The organism is Acinetobacter sp. 3657 (assembly GCF_031456775.1).
In the GTDB taxonomy this organism is placed as follows: domain Bacteria; phylum Pseudomonadota; class Gammaproteobacteria; order Pseudomonadales; family Moraxellaceae; genus Acinetobacter.
Genome location: NZ_JAVDVH010000011.1, coordinates 71,286 through 98,101 on the forward strand (window position 1 = coordinate 71,286; position 26,816 = coordinate 98,101).

Genomic DNA, 26,816 nt, shown 5'->3' on the forward strand with positions numbered 1-26,816 from the left:
ACTTTAAATACAATAAAATCCACACTGAATAAGTTCACAGGCCATGCCTCGTGCATTAAATCTATTCTTTAGCGAAGGATTGCTTAGATGCCTACACTTAATCTTTGAGTGTAAGTATTTAATTATGAAAACACAGCTCAAGACTTATGCCACACGGATTTAAATTTATTGATTTCTTTAGAAATATTTTCGTTTAAACAGCATGGTCTATTTTATATTTCATTTATTTAAATGAGATGACGGTTGCTTATTCATAATTTTAAATTGTTAGGATGACATAAATGAAAATTAATTTTTTAATTGCCAGTATATTAAGCATCACCACCTGCTCAGCAATCGCTGCTCCAAAGATCTATGGCGAAATCGATGCCAGTCTCGACTACCTACCAGAAAACAATGCAACCAAATCTGATCGAGATGTATGGAAAGTAAACAGCAACAGCTCATTCCTCGGACTTAAAGGCGAAGAAAAATTAACCGAACGCCTCAGCGCTGTTTACCTAATCGAATGGGCATTTAATGCCGACGGTGATGGAACCGATTGGTCGCAACGTGATCGCTATGTTGGCTTAAAGGATGACAAATACGGAACACTTAAAGTCGGTAAGAACAACTCACCATTAAAAAAATTATCCAGCGCTGTTGATAGCTTCAATAACTACGTCCGCAACACAGCCGACATTACAAGTATCATGCCAGGTGAAAACCGCATCAATAATACTGTGGTATATGAATCCCCCAAATTTGCAGTTGGTAAAGAAGCCAATATTGAATTCAATGCTTTACTTGCAACAGGTGAAGCACAAGAGATCAAAAGCAATCAAGGTGGCGTAACTGTTGATGGTGGGGGCTTAGGTGATGCATGGTCAACATCAATCACCTATGCAGATCCAATCTTCTTGGCAGCGATTGCCTACGACAAAGCGATTCCAAGCAACTTTTTAGGACGCGGGTTCCTCAATGCAACAGATACACATACCGACATAGATAAAGTCTTTGCAGCAGCTAACACTTTACGTCTGACAGGGCGTATCAAACCAATCGATGGACTCGCTTTAAAAGCATTAATCCAAAAATCTGAGGTTGAAGAAGCAAAAGGCAATACTGTCGGCGCAAACAATATTGATGATTCCATAGGTTGGCTGGTCGGTGCAGAATATCGACTCCCAAACCTTGAGAAATGGAATCTAAAAGCACAATACAGTCAAAATTCGACCAGCTTTAAAAATGATGATGCAGACTATGATGCTAAGCAAATTATGGCAGGCGTAGATTACTCATTTAACAAGCAAGTAAAAGCCTATGGCTATACAGCCTATGCAACTTTCAAACAAGCAGATGCAAAAGATAAACAACCTGTTGTTGGTACTGGCTTAGAGTTTAAGTTCTAAGCTCCACCACAAATAAAAAGCCAAAATTGTATCAATTTTGGCTTTTTTAATACCTATTCATTATTTAAATCCATCAATAATTTTCAATAAATCAAATACAAAAATTTAATAATAAAACAGGCTTTAATCTTCGCTTATTCATCATCCTCAACCAATTATCACAAATCCATATCACGCACCGCTCAAACATTAATCATTCCCACCCATTTTTCAAAAAACATTCACCCTTATATTTAAAAATAAAATCATCGACTTATATCCCTCTATAATGATTTAGCAGCGCCTAGTATTTCTAAAATAAATAATCACTTTACATGTATTTTAAAAATGAATCATAACCTTAGATAAGATAATGATATTCTTTTTCTGTTTATTTTTTATGATAAACAACGGATTCCACCATTCAAATTCAAGCTATGCAAAAGTGGTAGAGAGTGCCGCAAGGTTTAAAATACCTCTCCCCCGTCTTTTAAAAATCTAGGCAACGAAGCCTATATAAAAATATGCACACCCAAAGTTTGCATATAAATATAACCGTTTATGGAGAAACACTTAAAATGTTAAAAGGCATTCTATTAACTGGTACTTTACTGACCTTAGGATTAGGTCTAACGGCATGCAGCAAAAATCAAGGCGAAGTCGGCGAACCTAAACGCCCAGAATGTATTGCACCAGCAAAACCAGGAGGTGGTTTTGACCTGACCTGTAAATTGGCACAAAATGCGTTTAAAGAAACCGAAATACTAAAATCCCCAATGCGTGTCACCTACATGCCGGGTGGTGTCGGTGCAGTTGCATACAATAAAATCGTCGCCAACGACCCTGCTAATGACAATGCCATTGTCGCTTTTTCCACAGGTTCGCTACTGAATCTCTCACAAGGAAAATTCGGTCAATATACTGAAAAAGATGTTCGTTGGTTAGCGATCGTAGGCACTGACTATGGCGTGGTTGCAGTCAATGCAGAATCTCCTTATAAAAACCTGAATGACCTCGTTGCCGCCCTTAAGAAAAATCCAAAATCCGTGAGCTTCGGTGCAGGTGGTAGTGTCGGTGGTCAAGATTGGATGCAAACCGCGATGCTCGCTAAAGCTGCTGGCGTGAATCCAAAAGAAATGACCTATATTGCGTTAGAAGGCGGTGGTGAAGCCGTCACATCTGTTTTAGGCAACCACATCCAAGTGGTTAGCGCAGGTGTTGCCGAAGTTATTCCTCATGTCAAATCAGGTAAGTTACGTGCACTTGCGGTATTTGCACCTGAGCGCCTACCAAATGCTTTGGCTGATATACCAACAGCAAAAGAACAAGGTTTCGACATCCAATGGCCTGTGGTTCGTGGCTACTATGTCGGCCCAAAAGTTAGTGACGAAGCCTATCAATGGTGGAAAACATCATTTGAAAAAATGATGCTTGATCCGAAGTTTGAAAAATCTCGCGAACAATTCGATTTACTCCCGCTTTCTATGACTGGAGAAGAGTTAGATAAATTTGTCATGCAGCAAACTAATCAACTCAGAGATTTATCAAAAGAGTTCGATCTCGTTACAAAATAACCCTTAAAGCGATTAGAGCATTTCAATCCTCACATTTTGCTATAGCGAAAAAACTCAGTATTGAAATGCTCCTGAATTTTAGTACAGAAAAGGAATTATTTATGTCCGCAGAAAGGATTTTTTCAGGGACTTTGGGACTCGTCAGTTTAGGTCTTCTTTATTTAGCTTGGGGCTATGTCGCCCCTTTTGCGTATGACCCTTTAGGGCCGCGCCCCTATCCCGTACTGCTCCTATTACTACTGATTATAAGTTGTTTTTATCTAACATTTAGACCTCAAAAATTGGCTGAATTCATTGATTTAGGCTACACACCTTCAATTCTAAAAAGAATCGGCTTATTGATGCTGTTTATGCTGATTTACGCGGTAACTTTTGAATTCTTAGGGTTTCCTATTGCGACCGCCATCATGTTTTTCCTTGTCGGCACCCTTTTTGGAGGAAGCATCAAAGCATCACTAATCTCAGGCATTGTCTTTGGTTGTCTTTTATACGGGTTATTTGACTACGTATTAGATGTACCACTGCCATTGGGATTTTTTAGTTAATCAAGGAAGAATAAATGGAAGTTTATGAATATTTAATGTACGGCTTTCAAGTCGCATTAACACCTCAAAACCTAATGATCGCGCTTATCGGTGCATTTATTGGAACAATTGTTGGACTATTACCCGGACTCGGCCCAATCAATGGTGTCGCATTACTGCTCCCGTTTGCTTATGCATTGGGCCTCCCACCTGAAAGTGCGCTAATCCTATTAGCAGCGGTCTATCTGGGCTGTGAATACGGAGGTCGTATTTCCGCGATTCTAATCAATGTGCCTGGTGATGCCGCCGCCATTATGTCGACGATGGATGGATATCCACTCGCTAAACAAGGTAAGGCAGGGATTGCGCTATCACTTTCAGCTATGAGCTCATTTATTGGCAGCTTAATCGCAATCACGGGAATCGTGTTATTTGCACCACTTTTAGCAAAATGGGCAATTGTCTTCGGGCCTGCTGAATATTTCGTTTTAATGGTATTCGCACTCACGTGTTTAAGTGGCTTAGTGGGCGACCAACCCATCAAAACAGCCATTGCAGCATTGATCGGTTTATTGTTTGCGACCGTAGGTGTTGATGCTGTTACTGGCGTGTATCGTTTTACCTTTGGTTCAGTCAATTTAAGCGACGGCGTACAATTTACAACAATTGTGATTGGTTTTTTCAGTATCAGCGAAATTCTAATCATGCTGGAAAAAACAACGGTTGGACAAAAAGCTTTAGGACAAGGCAAGCGCAGCTTATTCAACCTCAAAGAGTTTATGTTCACCTTAGGCACAACGATTCGCAGTTCTTTGCTTGGCTTTATTGTTGGTATTTTACCCGGTGCGGGTGCAACCATCGCCAGTGCAATGTCTTATACCAGCGAACGTAAACTCGCAGGAAAAGATGGCAAATTTGGTGAAGGTGATTTGCGCGGTATTGCAGCACCAGAAGCTGCCAATAACGCTTCGGCATGTGGTTCATTTATTCCGATGCTCACCCTAGGTGTACCCGGTTCAGGCACAACAGCAGTGATGTTGGGTGCTTTAACGCTTTATAACATCACCCCTGGTCCACAGTTATTCACCGAACAACCAACGATTGTTTGGGGACTGATTGCCTCATTGTTTGTGGTCAGTGTATTACTACTCATTATGAACATCTCATTGGTTCGCTTCTTTGCCAAGCTACTGAGTGTGCCAAACTTTATTTTACTTCCAGCCATCGCCGCAGTCAGCTTTGTGGGGGTATATGCCATCCACAGCACTGTCTTTGACCTTGTGTTCATGGTGATTCTGGGTATCTTTGGTTATATTTTACGTAAACTTAATTTCCCTTTATCAGCACTCATTCTCGGGTTCGTGTTGGGTGAACTTATGGAATCTAGCTTACGTCGCGCACTCTCCATTTCTCAAGGTGAATTATCCATCCTTTTTGATGGCTATATTACCAAGACCTTATGGATGTTGGCGGGTATTATGATTGTATTGCCGCTGATTCGTTGGTTACGCAATCGCCATAAAGCAATTTAATATTACCGACCAATCGTAGACTTCTTTTGATGAAAGAAGTCTCGTGATTACCTCATTACGATTGGTCTACTCTGCGATTACGCATTGTTCTAGCTTATGTGATCTCATTCAATGCAATATCTAAAGTATGCTTTGAGTCTAGCCATCGCCTTTCTTGGTGCTCACCTTGCACAGTGGTTGCACTTGCCCATCCCTTGGCTACTGGGATCACTGTTTATTACCGCTTTACTCAAAATCAATCACGCCCCAATCGAATGCCACAGTGCTGCACGCAGTATCGGTTTATCCATTATCGGACTGACTTTAGGTTTGTATTTCACGCCAGAAATGCTGCATCTGATTGCAAAAAATTGGCTCGCATTATTGATAGGTCTACTGTTCGCGTTAATGCTAGGTGGTATTGGCGCTGTCATCTTACAACGCTGGGGCAAAGTCGATTTTAAAACAGCTTGGTTTGCTTCCGCGATTGGCGGAGCGAATGAAATGTCGCATTTAGCAGAACATTATCAAGCTCAAGTCGACAAAGTTGCATCAGCACATACGTTACGCGTACTGATGGTGGTGGTGATTGTTCCGTTCGCCTATCAGTTTATGGGATGGCATGGCTTTGATGACCATCACATCGACCGTAATATGGAAATGAATTGGTTTGGTTTGGTCCTTTTGGTGATCTTATCTTATCTCGCCAGTCGTATTTTCCAGCACTACAAACTCCCCAACCCTTGGACCTTTGGCGCATTACTGATTGCTATTTTTTTTACCGCACAAAATATTCATCTCTCAGCTATACCAGATCCCATTGTACACTTGGGACAAGTTTTACTCGGCTGGTCACTTGGCAATAAATTTAAAGCTGGATTTTTTAAAACCGCACCACATTATCTGAGTATTGTCGCGCTCTGTAATCTTGGCGCATTGGTACTCACAGGCTTAGTTGCATACATCCTAATGCGATGGACAGATATTCCCCTACCGACACTTGGCTTAGGTCTCGCACCCGGTGGCGTCGCTGAAATGACTATTACTGCAAATGTATTACAACTAGGTGTGCCTTTGGTGACTGCATTTCATGTGGTGCGTATGGTTGGCGTATTGGGAACTGTAGGCTATTTATATCTTTTCTTTGAAAAAGTGCTGCAAAAGAAATGAAAGAAATCATCTTTTAAAAAATCAGACGACATTTATTGTTGATCACCGTTTAGTTCAAAAGTATTTGCTCAGAAAATTCGGGCACAAAAAAACCGCAATTAAGCGGTGTTTTTCATTAAGTTGGTGCGCTCAGAGAGATTCGAACTCCCGACCCCTTAGTTCGTAGCCAAGTGCTCTATCCAGCTGAGCTATGAGCGCATTACTTATGTGCCAATGTGGCATGTGTTACTTGTGCAATATTTACTTGGTGCGCTCAGAGAGATTCGAACTCCCGACCCCTTAGTTCGTAGCCAAGTGCTCTATCCAGCTGAGCTATGAGCGCATTAAGTAAAAAATGGCGGTGAGAGAGGGATTCGAACCCTCGGTACAGTTACCCGTACGCATCCTTAGCAGGGATGTGGTTTCAGCCACTCACCCATCTCACCGTAACACGAGCGCAATAATACAAACTAAAACTCCTTTACACAAGGGAAGATCCTGTTTTTTTCTGTTTTTTTATATCAATCAAATATTTTTTAAACGATTTTGGTATTTTTTCAGCATTTTTTGCCTCAACGCTTGTTAATATAGGCTTCTCTTTTATACAGATCCGTGGCGTAAACAGAAACTTGCAATCTTTGACGTGCAGTCGAAGTTTGAATGACTTATGCTAAAGCGATCTGCCAGATGTGAAATGAAACGATATGATTAAAAACTGGGGCGATCCCGAAGCAAAAGCAGAAGCCGAACGTTATGACAACCCGATTCCGAGCCGAACTCTTATTTTAACCACATTAGAACAATTACAAACTGCTCAATCACACGCTGAACTCGTCGAATGCTTTAATCTTCAAGATCAAAAAAGTATTGATGCATTAAACCATCGTTTAAGTGCGATGGTGCGTGATGGTCAGTTAATGAAGGATGGCTATAAATTTCAGCCAGCAACAGACCTCCCGAGCCATGAGGCAACGGTATATATCAATAGTAAAGGTCTAGGTACTGCCAATATCGCAGGGCAAAACGACATCCTCTTGGCTGAACGTGAATTACGATTGGTCTTTAATGGCGATCGCGTCAAGGTTCGTCAGACCTCCGTCGATCGTAAAGGCAAAGCTTGGGGTTTTATTAGCGAAGTAGTTCAACACCGCGTTAAACAGATTATTGGTAAAGTCATTGAACATGATGGTGAGTATTTTATTCAACCCAGTAATCCCAATCAGCACCAACCAATCACCTTAGAAAAAGAACTGATTGAACATGCCAATGCAAAAGTTGGTGACATGTTGCGTGTTGCAATTGATGACTATCCAACGCGTGAAGAGCTAGCAACGGGTCATGTGATTCAATCCATGGCAGACAAAGCTGATACCGAAATTATTATTCCTCAAACGATTTTAGAGTTTGGATTGCCTTACGAGTTTCCAGAAACGGTGATCAAAGAGGCTGAAAGCTTCAAAGAGCCGTCTGCACAAGACCATAAAGGACGTGTTGATCTGCGCGATCTGCCATTGGTTACCATTGATGGTGAAGATGCGCGTGACTTTGACGATGCCGTGTATGCGGAGAAACGTCCTGGTGGTGGCTATCGTGTGGTGGTGGCAATTGCAGATGTCAGTCATTATGTCCGTTTAGATTCAGCTTTGAATGAAGAAGCTGAAGACCGTGGGACATCAGTTTATTTCCCACACTTTGTTTTGCCTATGTTGCCTGAAGCATTGTCAAATGGACTGTGTTCTTTAAATCCGCACCTTGACCGTCTATGTATGGTCTGTGATTTAAAACTGTCTCGTGCAGGAAAAGTAACGGGTTACGAATTTTATCCTGCGGTAATGCACTCCAAAGCACGTTTGACTTATACCCAAGTCAGTGAATATTTTGATGGTACAACAGATGCGATTCCACAAGATAAAAGTATTCATAAATCACTGAACACCCTGTTCCAACTTTATCAAACCCTAAAAGGCTTACGTGCAGAACGTCATGCAATGGAATTTGAAACCATTGAAACCTACATGACTTTTGATGAGTTGGGTGGCATTAAAGAAATCTTGCCACGGACGCGCAATGTTGCACACAAACTGATTGAAGAATGTATGTTGCTCGCCAATGTCGCGGCGGCAGAATACGCTTTAGAACATGATATTCCGATGCTCTATCGTGTGCATGAAGCGCCAGAATTTTCACGTATTCAAAAAGTGCGTGATTTTGTGAAATTGCTCGGTTTACCATTCCCAGAACAACCCACCCAAGCAGATTATCAACGCGTAATCGAAGCGACCAAAGATCGTCTGGATGCACCAAGTATTCATGCGGTGTTATTGCGCTCAATGATGCAAGCATACTACGGCGCAAAAAACTCGGGCCACTACGGTTTGGCATATGAAGCGTATACGCATTTCACCTCACCAATTCGTCGTTACCCCGATTTATTACTTCATCGTGCCATTAAAACGCATTTGCAACAAAAGCCTCACACGCTTTCTGGTGCAGCCTTGGATGATGCAGGTGAGCATTTCTCTCAAACCGAACGTCGTGCCGATGAGGCTTCGCGTAGTGTAACGACTTGGTTGAAATGCCACTATATGCAACAGCATTTAGGCGATGAGTTTGTTGGCCTGATTAGTGCTGTGACTGAGTTTGGTTTATTTGTCACCCTCAAAGACTTGTATGTGGACGGTATGATCCATGTCAGCCAACTCGGTGAGGATTATTTCCTCTATGATCAAGCCAGCCAAAGTCTGGTCGGTCAAAACCGTGGTCAAGCCTTTAGTTTAGGTGATGAAGTCAAAATCAAAGTGGCTGGCGTGAACTTGGAAGAACGTAAAATCGACTTCCAACTGATTCAGCAATTGACACATTTGGGTCGTGTGATTCGTCAAAAAGCACCACGTACTGCTTCAAACAAAACCCTAACCACTGAAGAAGTATTTAGCAAAGCACCTATCATCGCTCAACTCAGTGAAGATGGTGAAAAGCCCGTTGCTAAAAAGAAGAATAAGGACAAAGCTAGTCCTTACGCAAAGAAACCAAGCAAAAAGAGCGCTTCTAAGCCTGAAAGTAAAGAAAAGGTGAAGAAGAAAGCAAAACCGAAAAAGAAAAAGTCCAATGCGAAGGTAAAGCAAGACGCTTAAATCAGGAATAGGAAGGCCAGTATGGGAAAAGTAATATGCGGTATATGTATATCCGTTGATGGTTTCGTTGCTGGCCTGAATATGACTGAAGATAAGCCTTTCGGTGAGTTACCTAATATTCATCAAAGTCTGTGTAAATGGTTGTTTGAACAATCTGCTCAGCATAAGAATGAAATTGACAGTTTAACCTCTGCTGGCGCTTTTATTATGGGACGTAATATGTTCGGCCCAAGTGGTGCAGAATATAATACATGGGCAGGTTGGTGGGGCGAAGAACCGCCATACCATGCTCCTGTATTTGTTCTTACCCACACTGCTCGGGAGGATCTAGCTTTGCAAGGTGGTACGACCTTTCATTTTGTGACTGATGGAATACAAAGTGCTCTGGAAAAAGCAAAAGCAGTCGCTGGTGAAAAAGATGTTGCAATTGCAGGTGGTGCCAATACCGTTAATCAGTATTTGAAAGCAGGTATTATTGATGAGTTATGGCTACATATCGTTCCAGTCATCGTCGGTCAAGGTCAACGTTTGTTCGACGATGTACCGCCAATAGATTTTGAAATACTGGAGCAAAGTGGCACAGATTTGGTAACACATATAAAATATCGCATCATAAAATAGCAAGAGATCACCAGACGTGAAGTTGTTTGGCAATTGAATCTCCCTTCTCAGCCACAACTAGAAGTTAACCTAATAAATTATACCTTCAACTTGATTTCTGATGTCATCACCCCTACATCTATAACTATGTTTAAAGATGATATGGCAAAAATAGAATGACACTACAGCAAGCAACGCTTCCAGTTCCTCAATTTGATCAAATTCAACTTGCCGACTTAAAACAACAGATTGAACAAAGCATTCAAAATGGTCAAAACTTCTTAACTCGCCTAAGTGAAGCCCCTCAAGATACCAAAACTCAATTGGCAACATTGACCGAAGTTGACCAGCTTGAAAATAACATGAGTGAAGCATGGGGAATTTTGTCGCATCTCAATGCAGTCATGAACAATCCTGAAACCCGTGAGGTATATCAATCGCTATTACCGAGTTTGAGCGAATACTACACACAACTTGGACAGCACGCGGCGCTCTATCAAACCTACCAACAGGTTCATGATAGCGTTGCGTTCCAAACCCTCGGCGAAGCACAAAAAAGTGCCATTAAACTGGCGCTACGCGACTTTAAACTTTCAGGTGTGGCACTCGAAGGCGAAGCAAAAAAACGCTATGCCGACATCTCAGCACGTCTATCTCAGCTTTCATCAGACTTTTCCAATCATGTCCTTGATGCAACCCAAGCTTACTTTAAACCTTTAAATGAAGCACAACTCAAAGGTCTGCCACAAAGTAGTATTGAATTACTGAAACAATATGGACAACAACGTGAGCTTGATCAGGCCGTTGCGACACTAGACTTCCCTGCTTATTTTGCGATTATGACTTATGCCGATGATCGAGCATTAAGAGAAGAGTTGTATAAGGCCTATGTAACACGTGCATCTGAGCAATCTGATAAAATCGAGTTTGACAACACGCCTGTCATGGAAGAAATCCTCAGCCTGCGTCAGGAAATGGCACAATTACTTGGTTTTAATAATTTTGCAGAATACTCACTTGCTAGCAAAATGGCGCCTGATGTTGAAACAGTCGATAAGTTCTTAGTTGATTTGGCTGAACATGCACGTGCGCCTGCATTGGCTGAAATTGCAGAACTTAAAAGCATTGCCCAACAAGATGGCGTTGATGAATTAAAACCGTGGGATGCAACCTATTATTCTGAAAAGCTGAAACAACAACAATTTAATTTATCTCAAGAAGCACTCAAACCGTATTTCCCTGCATCAAAAGTTGTTCAAGGTTTATTTCAGATCGTGCAACGCCTGTATGACATCCAAATCATCGAACGCCAAGCACCTGTTTGGCAAAATGATGTGCGTTATTTTGAAATTGAAGATCAAGGTCAAGTGATTGGTGGTTTCTACTTTGACTTATATGCCCGCAACGGTAAACGTGGTGGCGCATGGATGAGTGGTTTCCGTTCCCGTGCGCAAACCGCAACAGGATTACAAAAACCGGTCTGTTATATGGTATGTAATTTTACTCCACCGATTGGTGATCAACCTGCACTACTCACCCATGATGAAGTGATTACCCTATTCCATGAGTTTGGTCATGGCTTACATCACATGCTTACAGAAGTGGATAATATCTCAGTTGCAGGTACACACGGCGTGGCTTGGGATGCAGTTGAATTACCAAGTCAGTTTATGGAATTCTGGGCTTGGGACAATGAAAGTCTAGACGTGCTCAGTGAACATACTGAAACCAAGCAAACTTTACCGCAAGAATTGTTAGCTGCATTGTTGAACGCACGTTTCTTCCAATCAGGAATGCAAACCTTGCGTCAAATTGAGTTTGCCTTGTTTGATCTCACTATTCACCGTCAAGCGCCTGCATTAAACAGCCAGCAGATTCAGAATACCTTGGATGATATTCGCAGTAAATTTGCCGTTGTTCCAACTGTTGCCTATAACCGTTTTCAGCAAAGCTTTAGTCATATCTTCGCGGGTGGTTATGCAGCAGGTTATTACTCGTATAAATGGGCTGAAGTTTTAGCGAGTGATGCCTTTGATCGCTTCGAAAATGAAGGTATTTTTAATACCGAGACAGGAAAAGAGTTTCGACAGTTTATCCTAGCAGTTGGCGGAAAAGAGACTGCACTTGATGCGTTTCGCAATTTCCGAAAAAGAGAACCGAAAATAGATGCATTATTGCGTCATCAAGGTTGGACGAACGCTGATAAAACCGCTTAAACTACGTCATTATTGTTCACAGGGTGGTATTAACTGACATGAAAAGACAGTTCATCGCGGGTGCAAAATGCCCCAAATGTGGCGCGTTAGATCGTGTGGTTAAGATCACTACTGTGGATGACGAGTGGATTGAATGTATCGAATGTGCTTATAGCGAAAAACGGCCAACTCAAGTGGATGAACCTGAAATCGCAGAGCCAGATGAAATTGGGGTGATACAGTTCAAACCTCGTCATTTTGACTAGAAGGTTAAAAAAAATGACGTCACCAAGCCAAACCAAAAACACCAAGTTATTGTGGATGATCATTGCTGGCATTAGCATTATTGTGGTTTTGTTTTTTGCAATACAATGGTTTTTGACACAGAAGAATCTACAGCCCAGTACGAACTCAGACCAACCTATCGCTGAGGAAACAATTGCTTCACCAGATGAAGTAAGTAGCGCTGCCTCTGAGATCACTACAATGACGGAGAGCGAAGCTGCTGCACCGATTCAATTAGTACAAGAGTCATTAATAAAGGAACCATTACCGACCAATGACAGCTTAGCCAAAGAAGAAATCGCTAAATTAGATGATATTCACCATCAATTAAAAGATCAGCAAAAAGATTTAAAACAGCAACATGAAGATGTCGATGCTCTACTCAGGCTGAAAGAGGAACAAATTAAATTATTAGAGGCTCAAATTCAGCAAGCTCAATCATCTTAAAAGCGTTTTCGCGATCCCCATTTTGCTAGAATGTAAATCACCTTCTAGCATTGTTATTTTATGTCCAGTATCGGTCAGCGCTATCCAGTACCCATTGCCATTGCATGTCTCATGCTCTCTGCACTTTTATTCTCGGTGATGGGGATCTGTATTCGCTATGCATCCCATACCGTTGATAACTATACAATCGTCTTTTTCCGAAACATCGTTGGACTCATTCTGTTTGTCCCCTTTATCTTTCAACAAGGTTTTGGTTTTGTAAAAACAGAAAAACTATGGATGCATACATGGCGCAGTTTGATCGGGCTTGCAGCTATGTATGGGTTTTTCTATGCCATTGCACATCTAAAACTCTCCAACGCCATGGTATTTACTTATTCATCGCCCATTTTTATTCCACTCATCGCATGGTTATTTTTAAAAGAACGAATCACAGCAGCGATGCTTTGTGCTGCAGCGTTAGGATTGATTGGAGTTATTTTTGTTGCCAAACCTGATCAAGGCTTGCTGAACTGGATTGCAGTGATTGGGATGGGATCAAGTCTCTTTGCTGCACTGGCTTTTGTCACCGTACGAGCACTTACTCGGACAGAGCCACCTGAACGAATTGTGTTTTATTTCTGCTTGATTGGTTCATTCCTCTCGGTGATTCCGATGTTTTGGGTTTGGCGCCCATATCACCTCAAAGAGTTATTTTTCCTAATCAGTGCAGGTATCCTTGCCAATACCAGCCAAATCTTTATGTCACACGCTTATCGTCTTGCACCTGCTGGTCAGATTGCGCCAGTGAATTATATGGCGATCATTTTTGCTGGCATTTGGGGATTTTTTCTTTGGCAAGAAATCCCCGATATATATAGTTTGATTGGGTTTGCTTTTATTCTAGTGGCGATTTTGTTATGTAGCCCATTTATACAAAAAGACAAGAAGTGAAGTCTCAATCGCTAAGAATACTTCATTATTTTAGATAAACTAGTAACCAATACAAATTCGGAAAATTCAAGTCAATGAATATAAGAAATACTATTTTTGAAAATGAATCCCCTGAAATGATCTTAGCCTTCGAGAAAGCCCAAGAAAACTTTAAATACTTTTGGCGTGAACTTTATTGGGAATATCGAAGAATAGTTCCTGCTTTCGAGCTTGCTTACGTTAAATGTGCCTTTACACAAGAGCATATTGATTTTCCCGACTCCCCTTTAGTTGAGTATATGTGGATAAACCAAATTGATTTTGATGGAAATACTATTTCTGGTCATTTAATGAATCAACCAAACTATATCAAAAATACACAAGCAGGTGAAAAGGTAGAACGACCATTTGAAACGATCGTTGACTGGATGTTTTTAGCTCAAGATCAAGTCCATGGAGGCTTTACGATTCAAGAATATCGTAAGCAGTTAAATGACTCTGAGCAAAAAGAATATGATAATGCTTGGGGAATAAATTTTGGTAATCCTAATAAAACCTTATTGGTCTATGATCAAGAGATGCACCCTGAAAATTTAATTGAACATCCAATGTGTGAGAGTATGTTGGATAGTTTTCTAAACTTTATCCATACTAACCCAGCCGTTCTTCATGAAAGAGATGAACATGGCAATCAACTATTACACCGCGAAGTCATTGCAGGAAATTTTTTATTTGTTCAAGCGTTGCTAGAACATGATATAGATAAATTAGTTTTGAATAATCAATCAATGACCGCCTTAGACCTTGCTTGTAAAATGGGATGGGAACATATAAAAAAACTATTAGAGGAGCTTTAACCCACCTATAGCAACTAAATTATATACAGAAAATAAAAAAGCACCCGAAGGTGCTTTTTATTAATGAGTTACTTATTGGTACCAACCAAACAACTTAAAGTAATACGGTACGTACGCAATAATTAACATCGCAGGAACCATCACTAGTAACGGTAAGATCCAGCGCTCATAGCGATAGTAGAACGACAGATGCTTCACTTCTGCATCAGCGGCCATGACTTCATCATCACCAATCGCTTGTCGTGCCAATAAATGGTTCAAAGCAACAGGTGGCGTGACATAACCCAACTCAAAGCCAGTTAAAGCAATCATCCAGAAGTGGACAGGATCAATACCATACTGATAAGCCACAGGTGCAACAGTTGCGGAGATAAGAATGACCGCACCGAACGGATCCATGATCATACCGACCAAGACCATAAACACCACAACTAAGGAAATCACCACGAACATACTACTGATGTCACGCGGGAAAGCTTCCATGACCTCAATATGTTCGAGGAAACCACCGACACTGACCGAAAGCGCCATCAAAATAACTAATGCACCAATATGCCCAACGGTTTCTGTCGTTGAGGTATGTAATGCTTTGCCAAATGGAACACGACGTTCAGGATTACGTGGATCATCCGATGGATTCACTGGTGGTACTGATTGAGAACCATCTGATGGTGCTGTATAGGTATTTAAAGTACTGTCCCAATGCCCAACCGGTGCAAGTGGTGCAGGTTCTTTACGTAACTTATCAAACAATACCATCAACAATAGAATCACTGGCATCATGACAGGTGCAGTAAATTCATTTAACTCAGTTGATAACGCATGCTTATAGAACAACCAAATCAGCACAAAAATCACGATATACGGCGCTACAGGAACAAATGCACGCAGTGATTTTGGTAATGCAATTTTTGGAGGTGCAATACGGAATTTCTGCTCAGCAAAGAATAATGCAATCACCAAGAATAAGGTTGAAGTCAGTAAGAAGACATACATACCATGTTTATAAAGTAGGTCTGTTGTCACCTCTTTGTTTAAAGATGCCACAACCACAATTAATAAACACGGACGTAACACAACACCAAGCGAGCCTGAGAGCGCAGTTGCTGCTAATGCAAACTGACGACGACCACCTGCGTTCCAAACTTCTTTATAAATGATCGCACCCGCAGCAATAACGAAGATACCAGATGCACCGGTATACGCTGTTGGTAATGCAGCAGCAATCAAAATAAGCCAAGTTAAGGTTTCAGGTGCTAAGTTCCACGGACGTAAAATATTTAAGAATAAATCAACAATACGTGTTTGCTTAAGCAACATACCTGCCCAAATAAACAAGGCAAGATTTAAGAAAATATTTGCGAATTCAACCAACTGACCAAGGTAGATCCCTTGCCCCATCGGATAATCCATAAAGAAGGTGAATGCAATCCCCGTAATAATCGCCATATATGCATACAATGGGATACTGAGGAAGGCTAAACCAATATTTCCACCTTCACGTGTTGGTGGTGGTGACTTCACTAAATGGAATAAACTAATTAATGTAAGTACTCCAAATAGAATCATCCAGAGCCAATAAATAATATTCATTCCTGAGGCGAAAGGAACACCAGAATTCAGGACAGAATGATATTGGCTGTACACTGAGTAGGTGAGTAAACCATTACCCAACAACATCGCAGTGTTATAAATACGGAAATCAATTTTAGTCGCAGGACTACGTAAACCAATATGATGTGATTTTATCGTCGCACTGATTGCAGCAAATAAAACCATAATCACTAAAAATAAAGCGCGATTCTCGGAGCCAAATTTAAAAACACCAAAAAAGGATGTTTCAATATTTCGATAGGTCCGGACGCTTGGATTGGCCTCAATATGTGCCATTGCTTTATCATAGAATTGATATTTTTCTTCACACTGTTGCTTTGCTGCAAGCAATGACGAACGAACATCCGATTCTGATGCAGCACCAAACATACTGGCAAATTCATCCGCAGCATTGATCTTCATCTGCTCTTGAACTTGCGCATCGATATTTGGATTAGTATCACAGGTTGGCTTCGTCGGTTCAGCGCGTAGAAACGAATATTGCATACCAGTATTAGGATCGCCATATAAACGCTCCCCCATACGCAATAACTGACCATGAATCATCTCACCAGTACCAATAACGAGCGTCATTAATAGTAAGACGAGAACCACAAAGGTCGATATCCACTCTGTCCAGATATAACTCAGCAGACCTAATCCAGACTTTTTCTCTTGATCATTTTGCATGTCTATTCCAATTTATTGTTTTCAACATCCATCCAAAGATGTTGAATCATGCGATATCCATGGTTGATAGATAAATGAATTTACCCTTAGAATCACCAGTCCCTTTTAAACCGCTTAAATTTGCAGCAATCTTTTCCAAAAAAGAATGACTACAATCACTTTTTTATAGGTTGTTTTTATCAATTTGCCTGCGTTCTACCTTTCCTTTTTATCGATAAATAAGCTAAACCACTTAACACACCGCCAATCGCACCAATCAAATGTGCCTCCGTTAACACGGGGCTACCGATTAACTGAGCTGTGCCTGCTTGTCCAAAGGTATTTTCCCAAAGTAACTTTGCAGCAATCAAGACCAAAACCAATATGGCAAACTTACGTTCTTTCGGATACTGCAAATACACCAAACTCACCGCAGTATATAAACCATGCAGAACACCAGACAATCCAGCATAAGCATCAATATAAGGCAAATAAAAATAAAAAATCAGGCTGATAAATGGCGGTAGGATCAATAACAGAGCGCATAAATGTCGATTAAGTACGTGAGGGAAAATGAACGGCAAACATGCGAATGCCAACATATTCAATAAAAAATGCATCCATCCAACATGCACCCAATGCGCCGTCCATAAACGCCATAACTCAGTGAGTAAACTCGGTTTCCAATAAATAAAATGATCAGCAAAGACCTGTAAGCTCGCTGATATTGAAATACATACAGCGATCAAAATGACTTTCCGTATCCATATTTGATCTTTCATTTATCTACACCTCTTCAAAAACAGACCTTTTACGATGCACAAATCATAAATAATTTGTTCACTGAGAACTGTAAAAGGTCGTTTAATTCAAGTTACTCAACAGGTTTTCTGCTGGAACAGATCGTTATTCATCACCATCGAATAATGCATCTAATTCTGATGAACTTTGTTTTTCTTCATCCCAAAATGAAGATAAGCCCTCATCACTTGCTCGTACACCCGTATTTTCAGTCCAATAACGGTCTGCAATACCGCGCACCATCAAGCCAGCTATTTGGTCAACTAGTCTAAATTGAGGATTTGCTGGTTTGTCTTCACCTGAGGCAGCAGCATAAGAACGTAACGCATCACGCATTTTCGCATCATCACCGCTTGCTTGAGCGGCAACAGCATATAATGCATGCGCTAAACGAACACCTTTTTTCTCACCAATTTGCATTGACTCTTTCATGGTTGCATAAGGTTCAGGTTTTCCATCGCCAGCACCAGGTAATAAGGTCCAAATCACTGCACGGGTCGCCATTGGCGCACCCCAATATTTTTCATTATCCAAACAGGCCATGCCGCGCTCAACAATCCCTGCGATATCTTTAGGTACGTTGACTGAACCACCAGAATTAATATCATTGGTCATTGCTTGCAAGCCATTTACCATCCCTAGCAAATACACCGTTTGATCTAGATCATTACGCATAGTTGGGCAGGAGTCGCCTAATTTATATTTATATTTCGTTTCCCAGCGGTTTGCGAAAAGCTGATAACTGGTATATTGACGTTGAGCCGCAATCGCTGCCCAACGTTTTTGTTCGATACGCGCATCTTGTGCTTCAGTAATTTGTCCTGCTTTTGCTGCTCGCAAATAACGTAGTTCTGCTTCTAATGCTTGATTCTCAGCACAGACACCAGATGCTGTATACAACAATACCGCCATCCGCGTTGGATCAGCCCCCATCTCTTTGGTCGACATCACAGCCGGCGTTAAAGCGTTCCCTGAGTTACACACCATTTCAGCATCATCCATTGCTAAAATTGGCGGTACAATATGCCTTTCACCAAAACCTAGAGCAACATTTGCCCCAGTTTTAATCACATATGAACACCCTGTTAACATTGATGTTGTTAAAAACGCAACCGCCACGCCCTGTCCAACTTTATGCAGTCTAGACATACTTCCTGTCCTCTAATTAATTTATTTTCCTTTTAATCGTACCTTATCAGATGCCATACTCGAGTTAAAGAGTAATTGCTCTAATTTTGACATAGATATCTTGACACACTTCACAGAACAATGAATTGACAGATATTTGGGAATACAGGAATTTCAGGCAAAAAAAAGTAGCATTGCGACGGTTCAGCACATGCTACTTATTAACTGGTAATATCGTGAAACTTTTTACATTTTAGTTTTGTTGAAAATAATCCTTAAGTAACGTTCCAGCTCTTCCTACAACAATCGCCATAACGATTGCAATTACTAGAAACATCCACATTGAAATCTCCATAGAGACCTCCTACACTTTGTGTGTCTACTTTTGATAGACACTAGATTGGCGCTCGTCATCAATGTTCATGGGAGTATGATCTATTGATGACACCTTCAATCTCTTTCTCTTGTTCACTCCAATCTTAGATTGATGTGACTCAAGAAGTTCCCTGAGTAAAGTTCCTGCTCTTCCTACTACAATTGCAAAAATGACTGCAATCACCAGAAACGACCATGTTGGAATTTCCATCATTTTGGACCTCCACCATACTTTACGTTGGTGTTTGTACTTTAACCAAAACGCATCCAACTTGATCGGCATATTGTCGGACAATCATAATTTTCAGGATATTTTAGAGTATTTAATCTAACAATTTAGAACACACAAGTGATAAAAACACATAAGATATTGAATAGTATTATTTTATTTAAAACACACGACCATGGAGTTGTCTAACAATCAAGCAAGTTTTGCCAGTATTTTCAGGTTTTTCCACTGTAAAACTGACAATTGATCCCACCAAATGATACATGGGGGATGCAAAGGATCATAAAAATAGATCACGATATAGCATTGGTGATCAATAATCTGTCGGATTTTTCTATGTTGAATCGAGTGAGGCAAATGACGAAAACAAAAAGACCATTCTTGACCGTCTAAATATTCAAAGCGTTGTATTTGAGGTTTTTTTTGAAATACAAACCAAGCAACCGCCATGATAACAATGCTGAGTAACCATAACGGTATAGAGAGCAATCGATATAATAAACATATAATGATAATAAAAATAAAGAGTTGCAAAACAATAGCAAAGCGACTGTATTGCAACTCAAAAACACGGTTAGCCATGTACATAGTGTTTTAATTTCAAAATGAAGTCCTTCAACTCGGTGCGCGGTGGCTCACCTACCTCCATAAACCAATCTAGCAAATCAGGATCTTCTTGATCGACCAACTCTGCAAATAATGCTTTTTCCGCGACATCTGCACTGAGATAGTAATTTTTAACATAAGGGTCAAAATACACATCGATTTCTTTTAATCCCCGACGTGCACGATAAATTACCTTACGTTCTTCCAGTGTCATTTCTTCAGACATGCTTTGTTCCACTACGCAACAATTTCCCCATAGTGTACTCGATCGTCCCATAAAGTTCGCAGAGATTTTTCTCAAGTGACCAAATACATCAATCAAATTGAGCATTGATCACATTGTTCAATATTTTCGATTTCTTGTATCGTGATAAGGATGATTTTTAAATCCAATAGACTAGGGAAAAAATAACAAATGCAATCAGGTGCTATTCGTCCAATTCCAAATATGTTACCGCGTAAACTATTTACTTCAGATCACGAAGCATTTCGCGAAACCGTCCGTAAGTTTTATGAAAAAGAAGTTGTTCCAAATATTGAAAAATATGAACAACAACAACATGTCGATCGTGATTTGTGGAATAAAGCAGGTGAACTTGGCTTACTCTGCACTACCATGCCTGAAGAATATGGTGGCTCGGGTGTAGATCGACTGTACAGCATGATTCTGATTGAAGAGCAAGCTTATGCAATGGACTCAAGCACAGGGTTCTCCTTGCACTCAGATATTGTTGCCAACTATATCAATAACTTTGGCAATGACGCGCAAAAACAACAATGGCTACCGAAAATGGCAACAGGTGAAGCCGTTACAGCGATTGCGATGACAGAACCAGGAACAGGTTCAGATTTACAAGCCGTTCGCACCACAGCCGTGCTTGATGGCGATGAATATGTGATTAATGGCTCTAAAATCTTTATTACCAACGGCTATCTCTGTGACATGGCTATTGTCGTCTGTAAAACAGGCAACAATGAAAAAGGTTCAGCCAACTTATCTCTGATTATTGTTGAAGCAGACCGCGCAGGTTTTAGTAAAGGTAAACCTTTAAATAAAATCGGCATGAAAGGTCAAGATACCTGTGAATTGTTCTTTGATGATGTACGTGTACCCAAAGAAAATCTTCTTGGTATGGAAGGTATGGGCTTCATGATGCTGATGAAAGAGCTTGCGTGGGAACGTATGCTGGTTGCGATCATTTGCCAAGCAGGTGCTGAAGCTGCCTTTGCTCATACAGTGCAATACACCAAAGACCGTAAAGCATTTGGCAAAGCAATTAGTACGTTTCAAAACACTCGTTTTAAACTGGCAGAGTTACGAACTGAAATTGATTTCTGTCGTACCTACCTAGATCGTTGCATGGAATTACAGCTAGAAGAAAACTTAGGGGTGGATGCAGCAGCAGCAGCTAAATACAAAATCTCTGACATGTTCTCAAAAGTTGTCGATGAATGCTTACAATTACATGGCGGTTATGGCTATATGCTGGAATATCCAATTGCACGTGCTTATATCGACAACCGTGCAAACCGTATCTATGCGGGTACCAATGAAATCATGAAAGAACTTATTTCACGTACCTTGTAATCCGAATCGACGCAAAAAAAGGAATAGTGCATCAGCACTATTCCTTTTTCATTTACTTTGGCTCAACCTTATCAGAAGGTTGACTAGATGTAGGATTCATCCGTGCCATTAATTGTTTTACCGTCGGATTTTCAATATGCTGCTGCATGGTCGTGTTCAAAGCAGTTCGTGCATGTTGTGTGGTAAAATGTGCAACCTCGCTCCCCACCTCACTTGCTTTTTTTGCCCAAACTTTTCCTTCAGTAGATTGATAAAAAGTTAATGCCGCTTGTAATTCTTTTTGACTAAACGTTTCGACATAGCGCTGAACAATAAATTGCTTTCTTTGCTCACTATTTAAGTTTTTAACTAAATCCACATAAAAGCTTTCTGGTATATCTTTCGGCAAACGCAGACGGATTTGCTCTAAAATCATCTTGTCGGTACTTTGTAGACCTTGCTCCGTTCCATCTATAGACACTAACTTTTGCGCAATCACTTCTTTTTGTTTGACATCACTTGCAAAAGAAAAAGTACTCAATAATAAAGTCCCCAAAATTAGTATTTGCTTCATCACACTTCCCTTGCTAATCAATTTTTTTAATGTGCTCAATATACTCGATATTTAAATTATTTAAAGAATATCCATTCAACATTTAAACAAAAAGCCCTATGCATTTGCATAGGGCTTGTTTACTTCAATTAAACCATTATGACACTAATTTTGGTTTACGATCTGCTTGCTCGTCACGTTTACTAAATTGTAAAACGCCATCATTAAATTTCGCATTTTTCAATTCTTTACGGTCAGCAAGGTAGTTGTTGGTTACTTTCCAAGGTGCACGACGACCTTGTTTAGGCATTACATCAGCAGCACGTGCGATATAACCTGATGATAAACTCCCCATTACAGTATCTTCCATTAAATCAGCTTGGTTACCCAAAGCAATGACTTCGTCAAAGCCATTCTGGTCCATGTGATTGAGCAAGCGACAAATGTAGTCAGCAGCAACATCCACTTTTAAAGTCCAAGATGCATTGATATAACCAATGATCATCGCCATATTCGGAACATCACTGACCATCACACCTTGATACAGCATATGATGAGAGGTATTCATTGGTTTACCATCTATCGAACCTTTCACACCACCTAGAATCTGAATTTCTAAACCTGTTGCAGAAATGACAATATCAGCGTCCAAGTGCTTACCAGACTTCAATAATACGCCATTCGCAGTGAACTTCTCAATTTGATCCGTTTCAACACTGGCTTGACCTTCACGCAGTGCTTTGAACAAATCACCATCAGGTACAACACATAAACGTTGATCCCAAGGATTGTAGCTAGGTGTAAAGTGTTTCATATCTACTTTCCCCTTAAGCTGTAATTCAATACCTTTCAACAATAAACGACGTACTGTTTTTGGATGTTTTAGTGCAAGTGCATAAATTGCACGTTGCATCCCGATATTACGTGCGCGCGTAAATTTATATGCAGTTTCTTCTGACATAAATTTACGGGTCTTTTCATAAATAAAGTCAATCGAAGGAATGCTTGCAATATACGAGGGTGAGCGCTGTAACATCGTGACATGCCCTGCTCCACCTTTCACCATTGAAGGAACGAGAGTAATAGCTGTTGCACCACTACCGATGATAACAACCTTCTTACCTTTATAATCTAAATTTTCTGGCCAATGCTGTGGATGGATCAATTGACCTTTAAAATCTTCTTGATGAGGAAATGTTGGTGCATAACCTTGATCATAATTGTAGTAGCCAGTACAACCCATTACAAAATTTGCTGACCAAGTTTGTTTTTTCTTGTTGCTGTCTTCTATTTCAACCAACCATTTTTTCTTAGCAGAATCATAGTTTGCAGAAAGGACACGATGACCAAAATGAATTTTTTCTTTTAACTTAAATTCGTTAATAACTTCAGCGAGGTAACCCTTGATTTCTGGACCACTTGCCAAAACTTTTTCTTTCGCCCATGGCTTAAAATTAAAACCAAACGTTGACATATCAGAGTCAGAGCGAATCCCTGGATAACGGAATAAATCCCAAGTTCCACCAAAACTTTCACGACGCTCTAAGATTTCAAAACTACGTTGTGGACAGTTTTTAGAAATATGCACAGCAGAGCCAATCCCAGAGATTCCTGCGCCAATAATTAGAACATCAACTTGCTTTTCCATTTTTTTTATACCTAGTAGAAACTATGAGTTTATTAAAGCACAAATTTGACAATACACAATGTCAAGTTTAGTCATTCATCGGTTTTTTTATATCAGTTCGGGACATTTTGCAGAAAAATTGAGGTTAAAACATTTTTGAGATTTACGATTGAATCTGAATTTTATAAAAATTATTAGCCTCGCTTATCTTATATAGTTGCCGTAAATATTTTAGCAGAGTAGTTTTAATGCAAATGAATAAAAATGAAATGATTAAGTATGGAACAATATCTCGCTCAGAAGCTTAGTACGCTGAAATATAGAGCGGTTTATAACAAAACAGATGCTTAAGTGTCAGCTGTATTTTGTTAGTTTTAGAAGTTCAATAGCAGCCATAATCTTCGGGTCTAGGAATGATAGTTTTAAACTCCCAAATGAATGAATTCTTCTTATCAAGGGGTAATACTCCTATTCCCGAGACTTTAGAACTTAAGGTATTAGAAGGCTTTTATGAACATGCTGATAGTATTGTCTTTGCTTTTTACAAAGACCGATTAGAACACTTGGACTATAATACCGTCATTAGTAGATATGGAGATCTAACTGGATTTGAAGCATCCGCAAATGGAATTCACATAGATGATTACATTGATAATCAAAACTTTACTACAAATGAGATAATAAACATTGGTTTTTCATTGGTTCAATTAGTACAAAATTTATGGAATAAGTTAAGAGATGATGAATGTAGTATTATCTTATCATCTGATTTAGAAAGTGAATTAGGGAGCAATGCATCACTTACTTTCCATAAAAAAAGAGCAAATGAAATATTAATGGATAGCCTAGATGGCTGTCTTCAAGCAGTATTCATTTGTGACAACAAGGACTCAATCACAATCTAGACTTAGATTAAATTTAGTTTCATTTCGCATGATGTACACAGCTTTATGCCATAGAATGCCGATATTTCTAAAACGAATCTTAAATACAGCCAATAAAAAAGGTTGGCTTTCGCCAACCTTTTTTGAACAACTGTTCTACACGTAGAAGTATTATTTTACTTCACGGTCAACGAGTTCAACGTAAGCCATCGGTGCAGCATCACCTGCACGGAAGCCCGCTTTAAGAACACGAAGATAACCGCCGTTACGTTCTTTGTAACGAGGGCCAAGAATGGTAAATAATTTACCAACAGTTGCTGCAGAGCGAGTACGAGCAAACGCTAAACGACGGTTTGCTACTGTATCGTTTTTAGCCAAAGTGATTAAAGGCTCAGCAACGCGGCGAAGTTCTTTCGCCTTAGGCAAAGTTGTTTTAATTAACTCATGCTCAACTAAAGCATTTGTTAAATTTTGGAACAACGCCTTACGGTGGCTGCTTGTACGGCCTAATTTCACACCACTATTACGATGACGCATGGTGATAGTCCTACTTAATTAACGGCTACGATAGGCAAAACGGTCATCCATACGGAGACTAGCTGGTGGCCAGTTCTCTAAACGCATGCCGAGTTGTAAACCTTTCGATGCCAAAACATCTTTGATCTCAGTTAACGATTTTTTACCTAAGTTTGGAGTTTTTAACAACTCAACTTCAGTACGTTGAACAAGATCACCAATGTAGTAAATATTTTCTGCCTTCAAACAGTTAGCAGAACGAACAGTTAGCTCGAGATCATCTACTGGACGAAGCAAGATTGGGTCAACTTCTTCGCGAGGTTCTTGAGCCACAGGTGTTTGATCTTTCTGAAGATCAACAAAAATTGCAATTTGTTGTTGCAAGATTGTTGCCGCTTTGCGGATTGCTTCTTCTGGATCAACAGTACCATTAGTTTCAAGATCGATCACTAGCTTATCAAGATCAGTACGTTGTTCTACACGAGCATTTTCAACTGTGTAAGACACGCGCTTAATCGGGCTATAAGAAGCATCTAACTGTAAACGACCTACAGGACGTGTTTCGCCTTCCGGGAAACGAGAGTCAGATGTTTCATAACCACGACCTTGAGAAACTTTAAGGCGCATTTTTAATGAACCAGAAGAACTCAAAGTACCAATTAAATGATCAGGGTTAACCACTTCAACATTATGAGGTAAACGAAGGTCAGCTGCTGTTACGTCACCTGCACCTTGTTTCTCTAATGTCAAATATGCTTCGTTTTGATCGAACAGCTTAATAGACAATCCTTTTAGGTTCAGCAAGAGCTCGACGATGTCCTGCTGCAAGCCTTCTAAAGTACTGTACTCGTGCTCGACGCCTTCTATTTCTACCTCTACCACAGCAGCGCCAGGCAGAGAAGACAATAGAATGCGACGTAAAGCATTACCTAGAGTGTGACCAAAGCCACGCTCTAAAGGTTCCAGAATCACTTTTGCCGAGGTCCCGCTCACCGCTTCGACCTTGATCGCTTGCGGAGTTAGAAACTCGTTTGCAGTACGCGTCATTTATTGCTACCTCAAGGATTATTTAGAATACAATTCTACAATCAAGCTTTCGTTGATTTCAGCAGGTAAATCAGAACGATCTGGTGCAGCTTTGAACGTACCTTCCAACTTAGAATGATCAATTTCCATCCAAGCAGGTGTACCACGTTGAGCAGCTAATTCAATTGCATTTTTGATACGCAATTGTTGCTTAGCACCTTCATGTACCGCAATTACATCACCAGCTTTTACTTGAATAGACGCAATGTTTACACGACGACCATTTAAAGTAATAGAACGGTGACTGACTAACTGACGAGCTTCTGAACGTGTAGAACCAAAACCCATGCGATAAACAACGTTATCAAGACGGCTTTCGAGCAATTTCAACAAGTTTTCACCTGTTGCGCCTTTCACACGAGCAGCTTCTTTATAGTAATTACTAAATTGACGTTCTAACACACCGTACATACGACGTACTTTTTGTTTTTCACGTAATTGTAGTGAATACTCAGATTGCTTACCACCACGAGCCGCACCATGTTGACCAGGTGCTTTATTGTGCTTTTTGGTTTTAACATCAAACGGTTTAACGCCTGATTTAAGTTGCAGGTCTGTCCCTTCGCGGCGAGAGAGTTTGCATTTTGGACCAATATAACGAGCCATGAATGTTTCTCCTTACAC

Annotated in this window: 24 protein-coding genes and 3 tRNA genes; 14 read left to right on the top strand and 13 right to left on the bottom strand. The window is 40.3% G+C overall.

The window, feature by feature from the left end; all coding sequences use genetic code 11:
• Positions 1-281 precede the first annotated feature (281 nt).
• The 5 genes from J2Y37_RS12300 to J2Y37_RS12320 all read left to right on the top strand — a co-directional run bounded on the left by J2Y37_RS12300 (position 282) and on the right by J2Y37_RS12320 (position 6,149).
• Entirely contained in the window at positions 282-1,391 is a 1,110-nt protein-coding gene (locus tag J2Y37_RS12300) for a porin (protein WP_349033006.1), read from the top strand.
• Positions 1,392-1,948: 557 nt separating this feature from the next.
• Positions 1,949-2,944 (top strand): tripartite tricarboxylate transporter substrate binding protein, encoded by a 996-nt coding sequence (locus J2Y37_RS12305; protein ID WP_349033007.1) that lies wholly within the window; start codon positions 1,949-1,951, stop codon positions 2,942-2,944.
• Positions 2,945-3,045: 101 nt separating this feature from the next.
• Positions 3,046-3,489 carry a tripartite tricarboxylate transporter TctB family protein gene (locus J2Y37_RS12310; RefSeq protein ID WP_349033008.1) on the top strand — a complete coding sequence of 148 codons (444 nt, stop codon included), beginning with the start codon at positions 3,046-3,048 and terminating at the stop codon, positions 3,487-3,489.
• A gap of 14 nt (positions 3,490-3,503) precedes the next feature.
• Positions 3,504-5,000, top strand: coding sequence for a tripartite tricarboxylate transporter permease (locus J2Y37_RS12315; protein ID WP_005193662.1), 1,497 nt, complete (start codon positions 3,504-3,506; stop codon positions 4,998-5,000).
• Positions 5,001-5,111: 111 nt separating this feature from the next.
• Entirely contained in the window at positions 5,112-6,149 is a 1,038-nt protein-coding gene (locus J2Y37_RS12320; protein ID WP_349033009.1) for an AbrB family transcriptional regulator, read from the top strand.
• 121 nt (positions 6,150-6,270) lie between these two features.
• On the opposite strand, the gene J2Y37_RS12325 is transcribed toward J2Y37_RS12320, so the two are convergent.
• The 3 genes from J2Y37_RS12325 to J2Y37_RS12335 all read right to left on the bottom strand — a co-directional run bounded on the left by J2Y37_RS12325 (position 6,271) and on the right by J2Y37_RS12335 (position 6,574).
• Positions 6,271-6,347: transfer RNA gene (locus J2Y37_RS12325), tRNA-Arg, on the bottom strand.
• Between the two features lie 47 nt (positions 6,348-6,394).
• Positions 6,395-6,471, bottom strand: a tRNA-Arg gene (locus J2Y37_RS12330).
• Between the two features lie 13 nt (positions 6,472-6,484).
• Positions 6,485-6,574, bottom strand: a tRNA-Ser gene (locus J2Y37_RS12335).
• 258 nt (positions 6,575-6,832) lie between these two features.
• On the opposite strand from J2Y37_RS12335, the gene rnr reads away from it, so the two are divergent.
• From rnr to J2Y37_RS12370, 7 genes are all read left to right on the top strand, one after another.
• Positions 6,833-9,262: a ribonuclease R gene (gene rnr / locus J2Y37_RS12340; RefSeq protein WP_349033010.1), complete on the top strand. Its 2,430-nt coding sequence runs from the start codon at positions 6,833-6,835 to the stop codon at positions 9,260-9,262.
• 21 nt (positions 9,263-9,283) lie between these two features.
• On the top strand, positions 9,284-9,883 hold the full coding sequence (locus J2Y37_RS12345; protein ID WP_349033011.1) for a dihydrofolate reductase family protein: 600 nt from the start codon (positions 9,284-9,286) through the stop codon (positions 9,881-9,883).
• A gap of 155 nt (positions 9,884-10,038) precedes the next feature.
• A complete protein-coding gene (locus J2Y37_RS12350) occupies positions 10,039-12,078 on the top strand; it encodes a M3 family metallopeptidase (protein WP_349033012.1) in 2,040 nt (679 codons plus the stop codon).
• Positions 12,079-12,116: 38 nt separating this feature from the next.
• Positions 12,117-12,323, top strand: a complete 207-nt coding sequence (locus tag J2Y37_RS12355; RefSeq protein ID WP_004672960.1) for a YheV family putative metal-binding protein — start codon at positions 12,117-12,119, stop codon at positions 12,321-12,323.
• Positions 12,324-12,336: 13 nt separating this feature from the next.
• Positions 12,337-12,789 carry a hypothetical protein gene (locus tag J2Y37_RS12360; protein WP_241323637.1) on the top strand — a complete coding sequence of 151 codons (453 nt, stop codon included), beginning with the start codon at positions 12,337-12,339 and terminating at the stop codon, positions 12,787-12,789.
• 60 nt (positions 12,790-12,849) lie between these two features.
• Positions 12,850-13,722: a DMT family transporter gene (locus J2Y37_RS12365; protein ID WP_241323636.1), complete on the top strand. Its 873-nt coding sequence runs from the start codon at positions 12,850-12,852 to the stop codon at positions 13,720-13,722.
• 74 nt (positions 13,723-13,796) lie between these two features.
• Positions 13,797-14,558, top strand: a complete 762-nt coding sequence (locus tag J2Y37_RS12370) for a DUF2314 domain-containing protein (RefSeq protein WP_349033013.1) — start codon at positions 13,797-13,799, stop codon at positions 14,556-14,558.
• Between the two features lie 72 nt (positions 14,559-14,630).
• On the opposite strand, the gene J2Y37_RS12375 is transcribed toward J2Y37_RS12370, so the two are convergent.
• The 5 genes from J2Y37_RS12375 to J2Y37_RS12395 all read right to left on the bottom strand — a co-directional run bounded on the left by J2Y37_RS12375 (position 14,631) and on the right by J2Y37_RS12395 (position 20,185).
• Positions 14,631-16,841: a TRAP transporter large permease subunit gene (locus J2Y37_RS12375; RefSeq protein WP_349033014.1), complete on the bottom strand. Its 2,211-nt coding sequence runs from the start codon at positions 16,839-16,841 to the stop codon at positions 14,631-14,633.
• Positions 16,842-17,020: 179 nt separating this feature from the next.
• Entirely contained in the window at positions 17,021-17,602 is a 582-nt protein-coding gene (rrtA, locus tag J2Y37_RS12380) for a rhombosortase (protein WP_349033015.1), read from the bottom strand.
• A gap of 124 nt (positions 17,603-17,726) precedes the next feature.
• Positions 17,727-18,770, bottom strand: a complete 1,044-nt coding sequence (locus tag J2Y37_RS12385) for a hypothetical protein (RefSeq protein ID WP_004672967.1) — start codon at positions 18,768-18,770, stop codon at positions 17,727-17,729.
• Positions 18,771-19,128: 358 nt separating this feature from the next.
• Positions 19,129-19,338, bottom strand: a complete 210-nt coding sequence (locus tag J2Y37_RS12390; protein WP_349033016.1) for a hypothetical protein — start codon at positions 19,336-19,338, stop codon at positions 19,129-19,131.
• A gap of 589 nt (positions 19,339-19,927) precedes the next feature.
• Entirely contained in the window at positions 19,928-20,185 is a 258-nt protein-coding gene (locus tag J2Y37_RS12395) for a succinate dehydrogenase assembly factor 2 (RefSeq protein WP_121928834.1), read from the bottom strand.
• Between the two features lie 189 nt (positions 20,186-20,374).
• On the opposite strand from J2Y37_RS12395, the gene J2Y37_RS12400 reads away from it, so the two are divergent.
• On the top strand, positions 20,375-21,547 hold the full coding sequence (locus tag J2Y37_RS12400) for an acyl-CoA dehydrogenase family protein (RefSeq protein WP_004672975.1): 1,173 nt from the start codon (positions 20,375-20,377) through the stop codon (positions 21,545-21,547).
• Positions 21,548-21,599: 52 nt separating this feature from the next.
• Here J2Y37_RS12400 and J2Y37_RS12405 read toward each other — a convergent pair whose 3' ends face one another.
• Together J2Y37_RS12405 and J2Y37_RS12410 are read right to left on the bottom strand one after the other, a co-directional pair.
• Positions 21,600-22,100, bottom strand: coding sequence for a DUF2059 domain-containing protein (locus J2Y37_RS12405; RefSeq protein ID WP_349033017.1), 501 nt, complete (start codon positions 22,098-22,100; stop codon positions 21,600-21,602).
• Between the two features lie 136 nt (positions 22,101-22,236).
• Positions 22,237-23,727 carry an NAD(P)/FAD-dependent oxidoreductase gene (locus J2Y37_RS12410; protein ID WP_349033018.1) on the bottom strand — a complete coding sequence of 497 codons (1,491 nt, stop codon included), beginning with the start codon at positions 23,725-23,727 and terminating at the stop codon, positions 22,237-22,239.
• A gap of 392 nt (positions 23,728-24,119) precedes the next feature.
• Here J2Y37_RS12410 and J2Y37_RS12415 point away from each other — a divergent pair, with 392 nt between their 5' ends.
• A complete protein-coding gene (locus J2Y37_RS12415; protein WP_349033019.1) occupies positions 24,120-24,611 on the top strand; it encodes a hypothetical protein in 492 nt (163 codons plus the stop codon).
• Positions 24,612-24,761: 150 nt separating this feature from the next.
• On the opposite strand, the gene rplQ is transcribed toward J2Y37_RS12415, so the two are convergent.
• From rplQ to rpsD, 3 genes are read right to left on the bottom strand one after another with little or no spacing between them, the layout of a single operon-like run.
• Entirely contained in the window at positions 24,762-25,127 is a 366-nt protein-coding gene (gene rplQ / locus J2Y37_RS12420) for a 50S ribosomal protein L17 (protein ID WP_004672979.1), read from the bottom strand.
• An 18-nt stretch (positions 25,128-25,145) separates the two neighbouring features.
• Positions 25,146-26,153, bottom strand: a complete 1,008-nt coding sequence (gene rpoA / locus J2Y37_RS12425) for a DNA-directed RNA polymerase subunit alpha (RefSeq protein ID WP_004672981.1) — start codon at positions 26,151-26,153, stop codon at positions 25,146-25,148.
• An 18-nt stretch (positions 26,154-26,171) separates the two neighbouring features.
• The gene (gene rpsD, locus J2Y37_RS12430; protein ID WP_004672983.1) at positions 26,172-26,798 is read right to left on the bottom strand and encodes a 30S ribosomal protein S4; all 627 of its coding nucleotides are present in this window, start codon (positions 26,796-26,798) and stop codon (positions 26,172-26,174) included.
• Between the last annotated feature and the right edge of the window lie 18 nt (positions 26,799-26,816).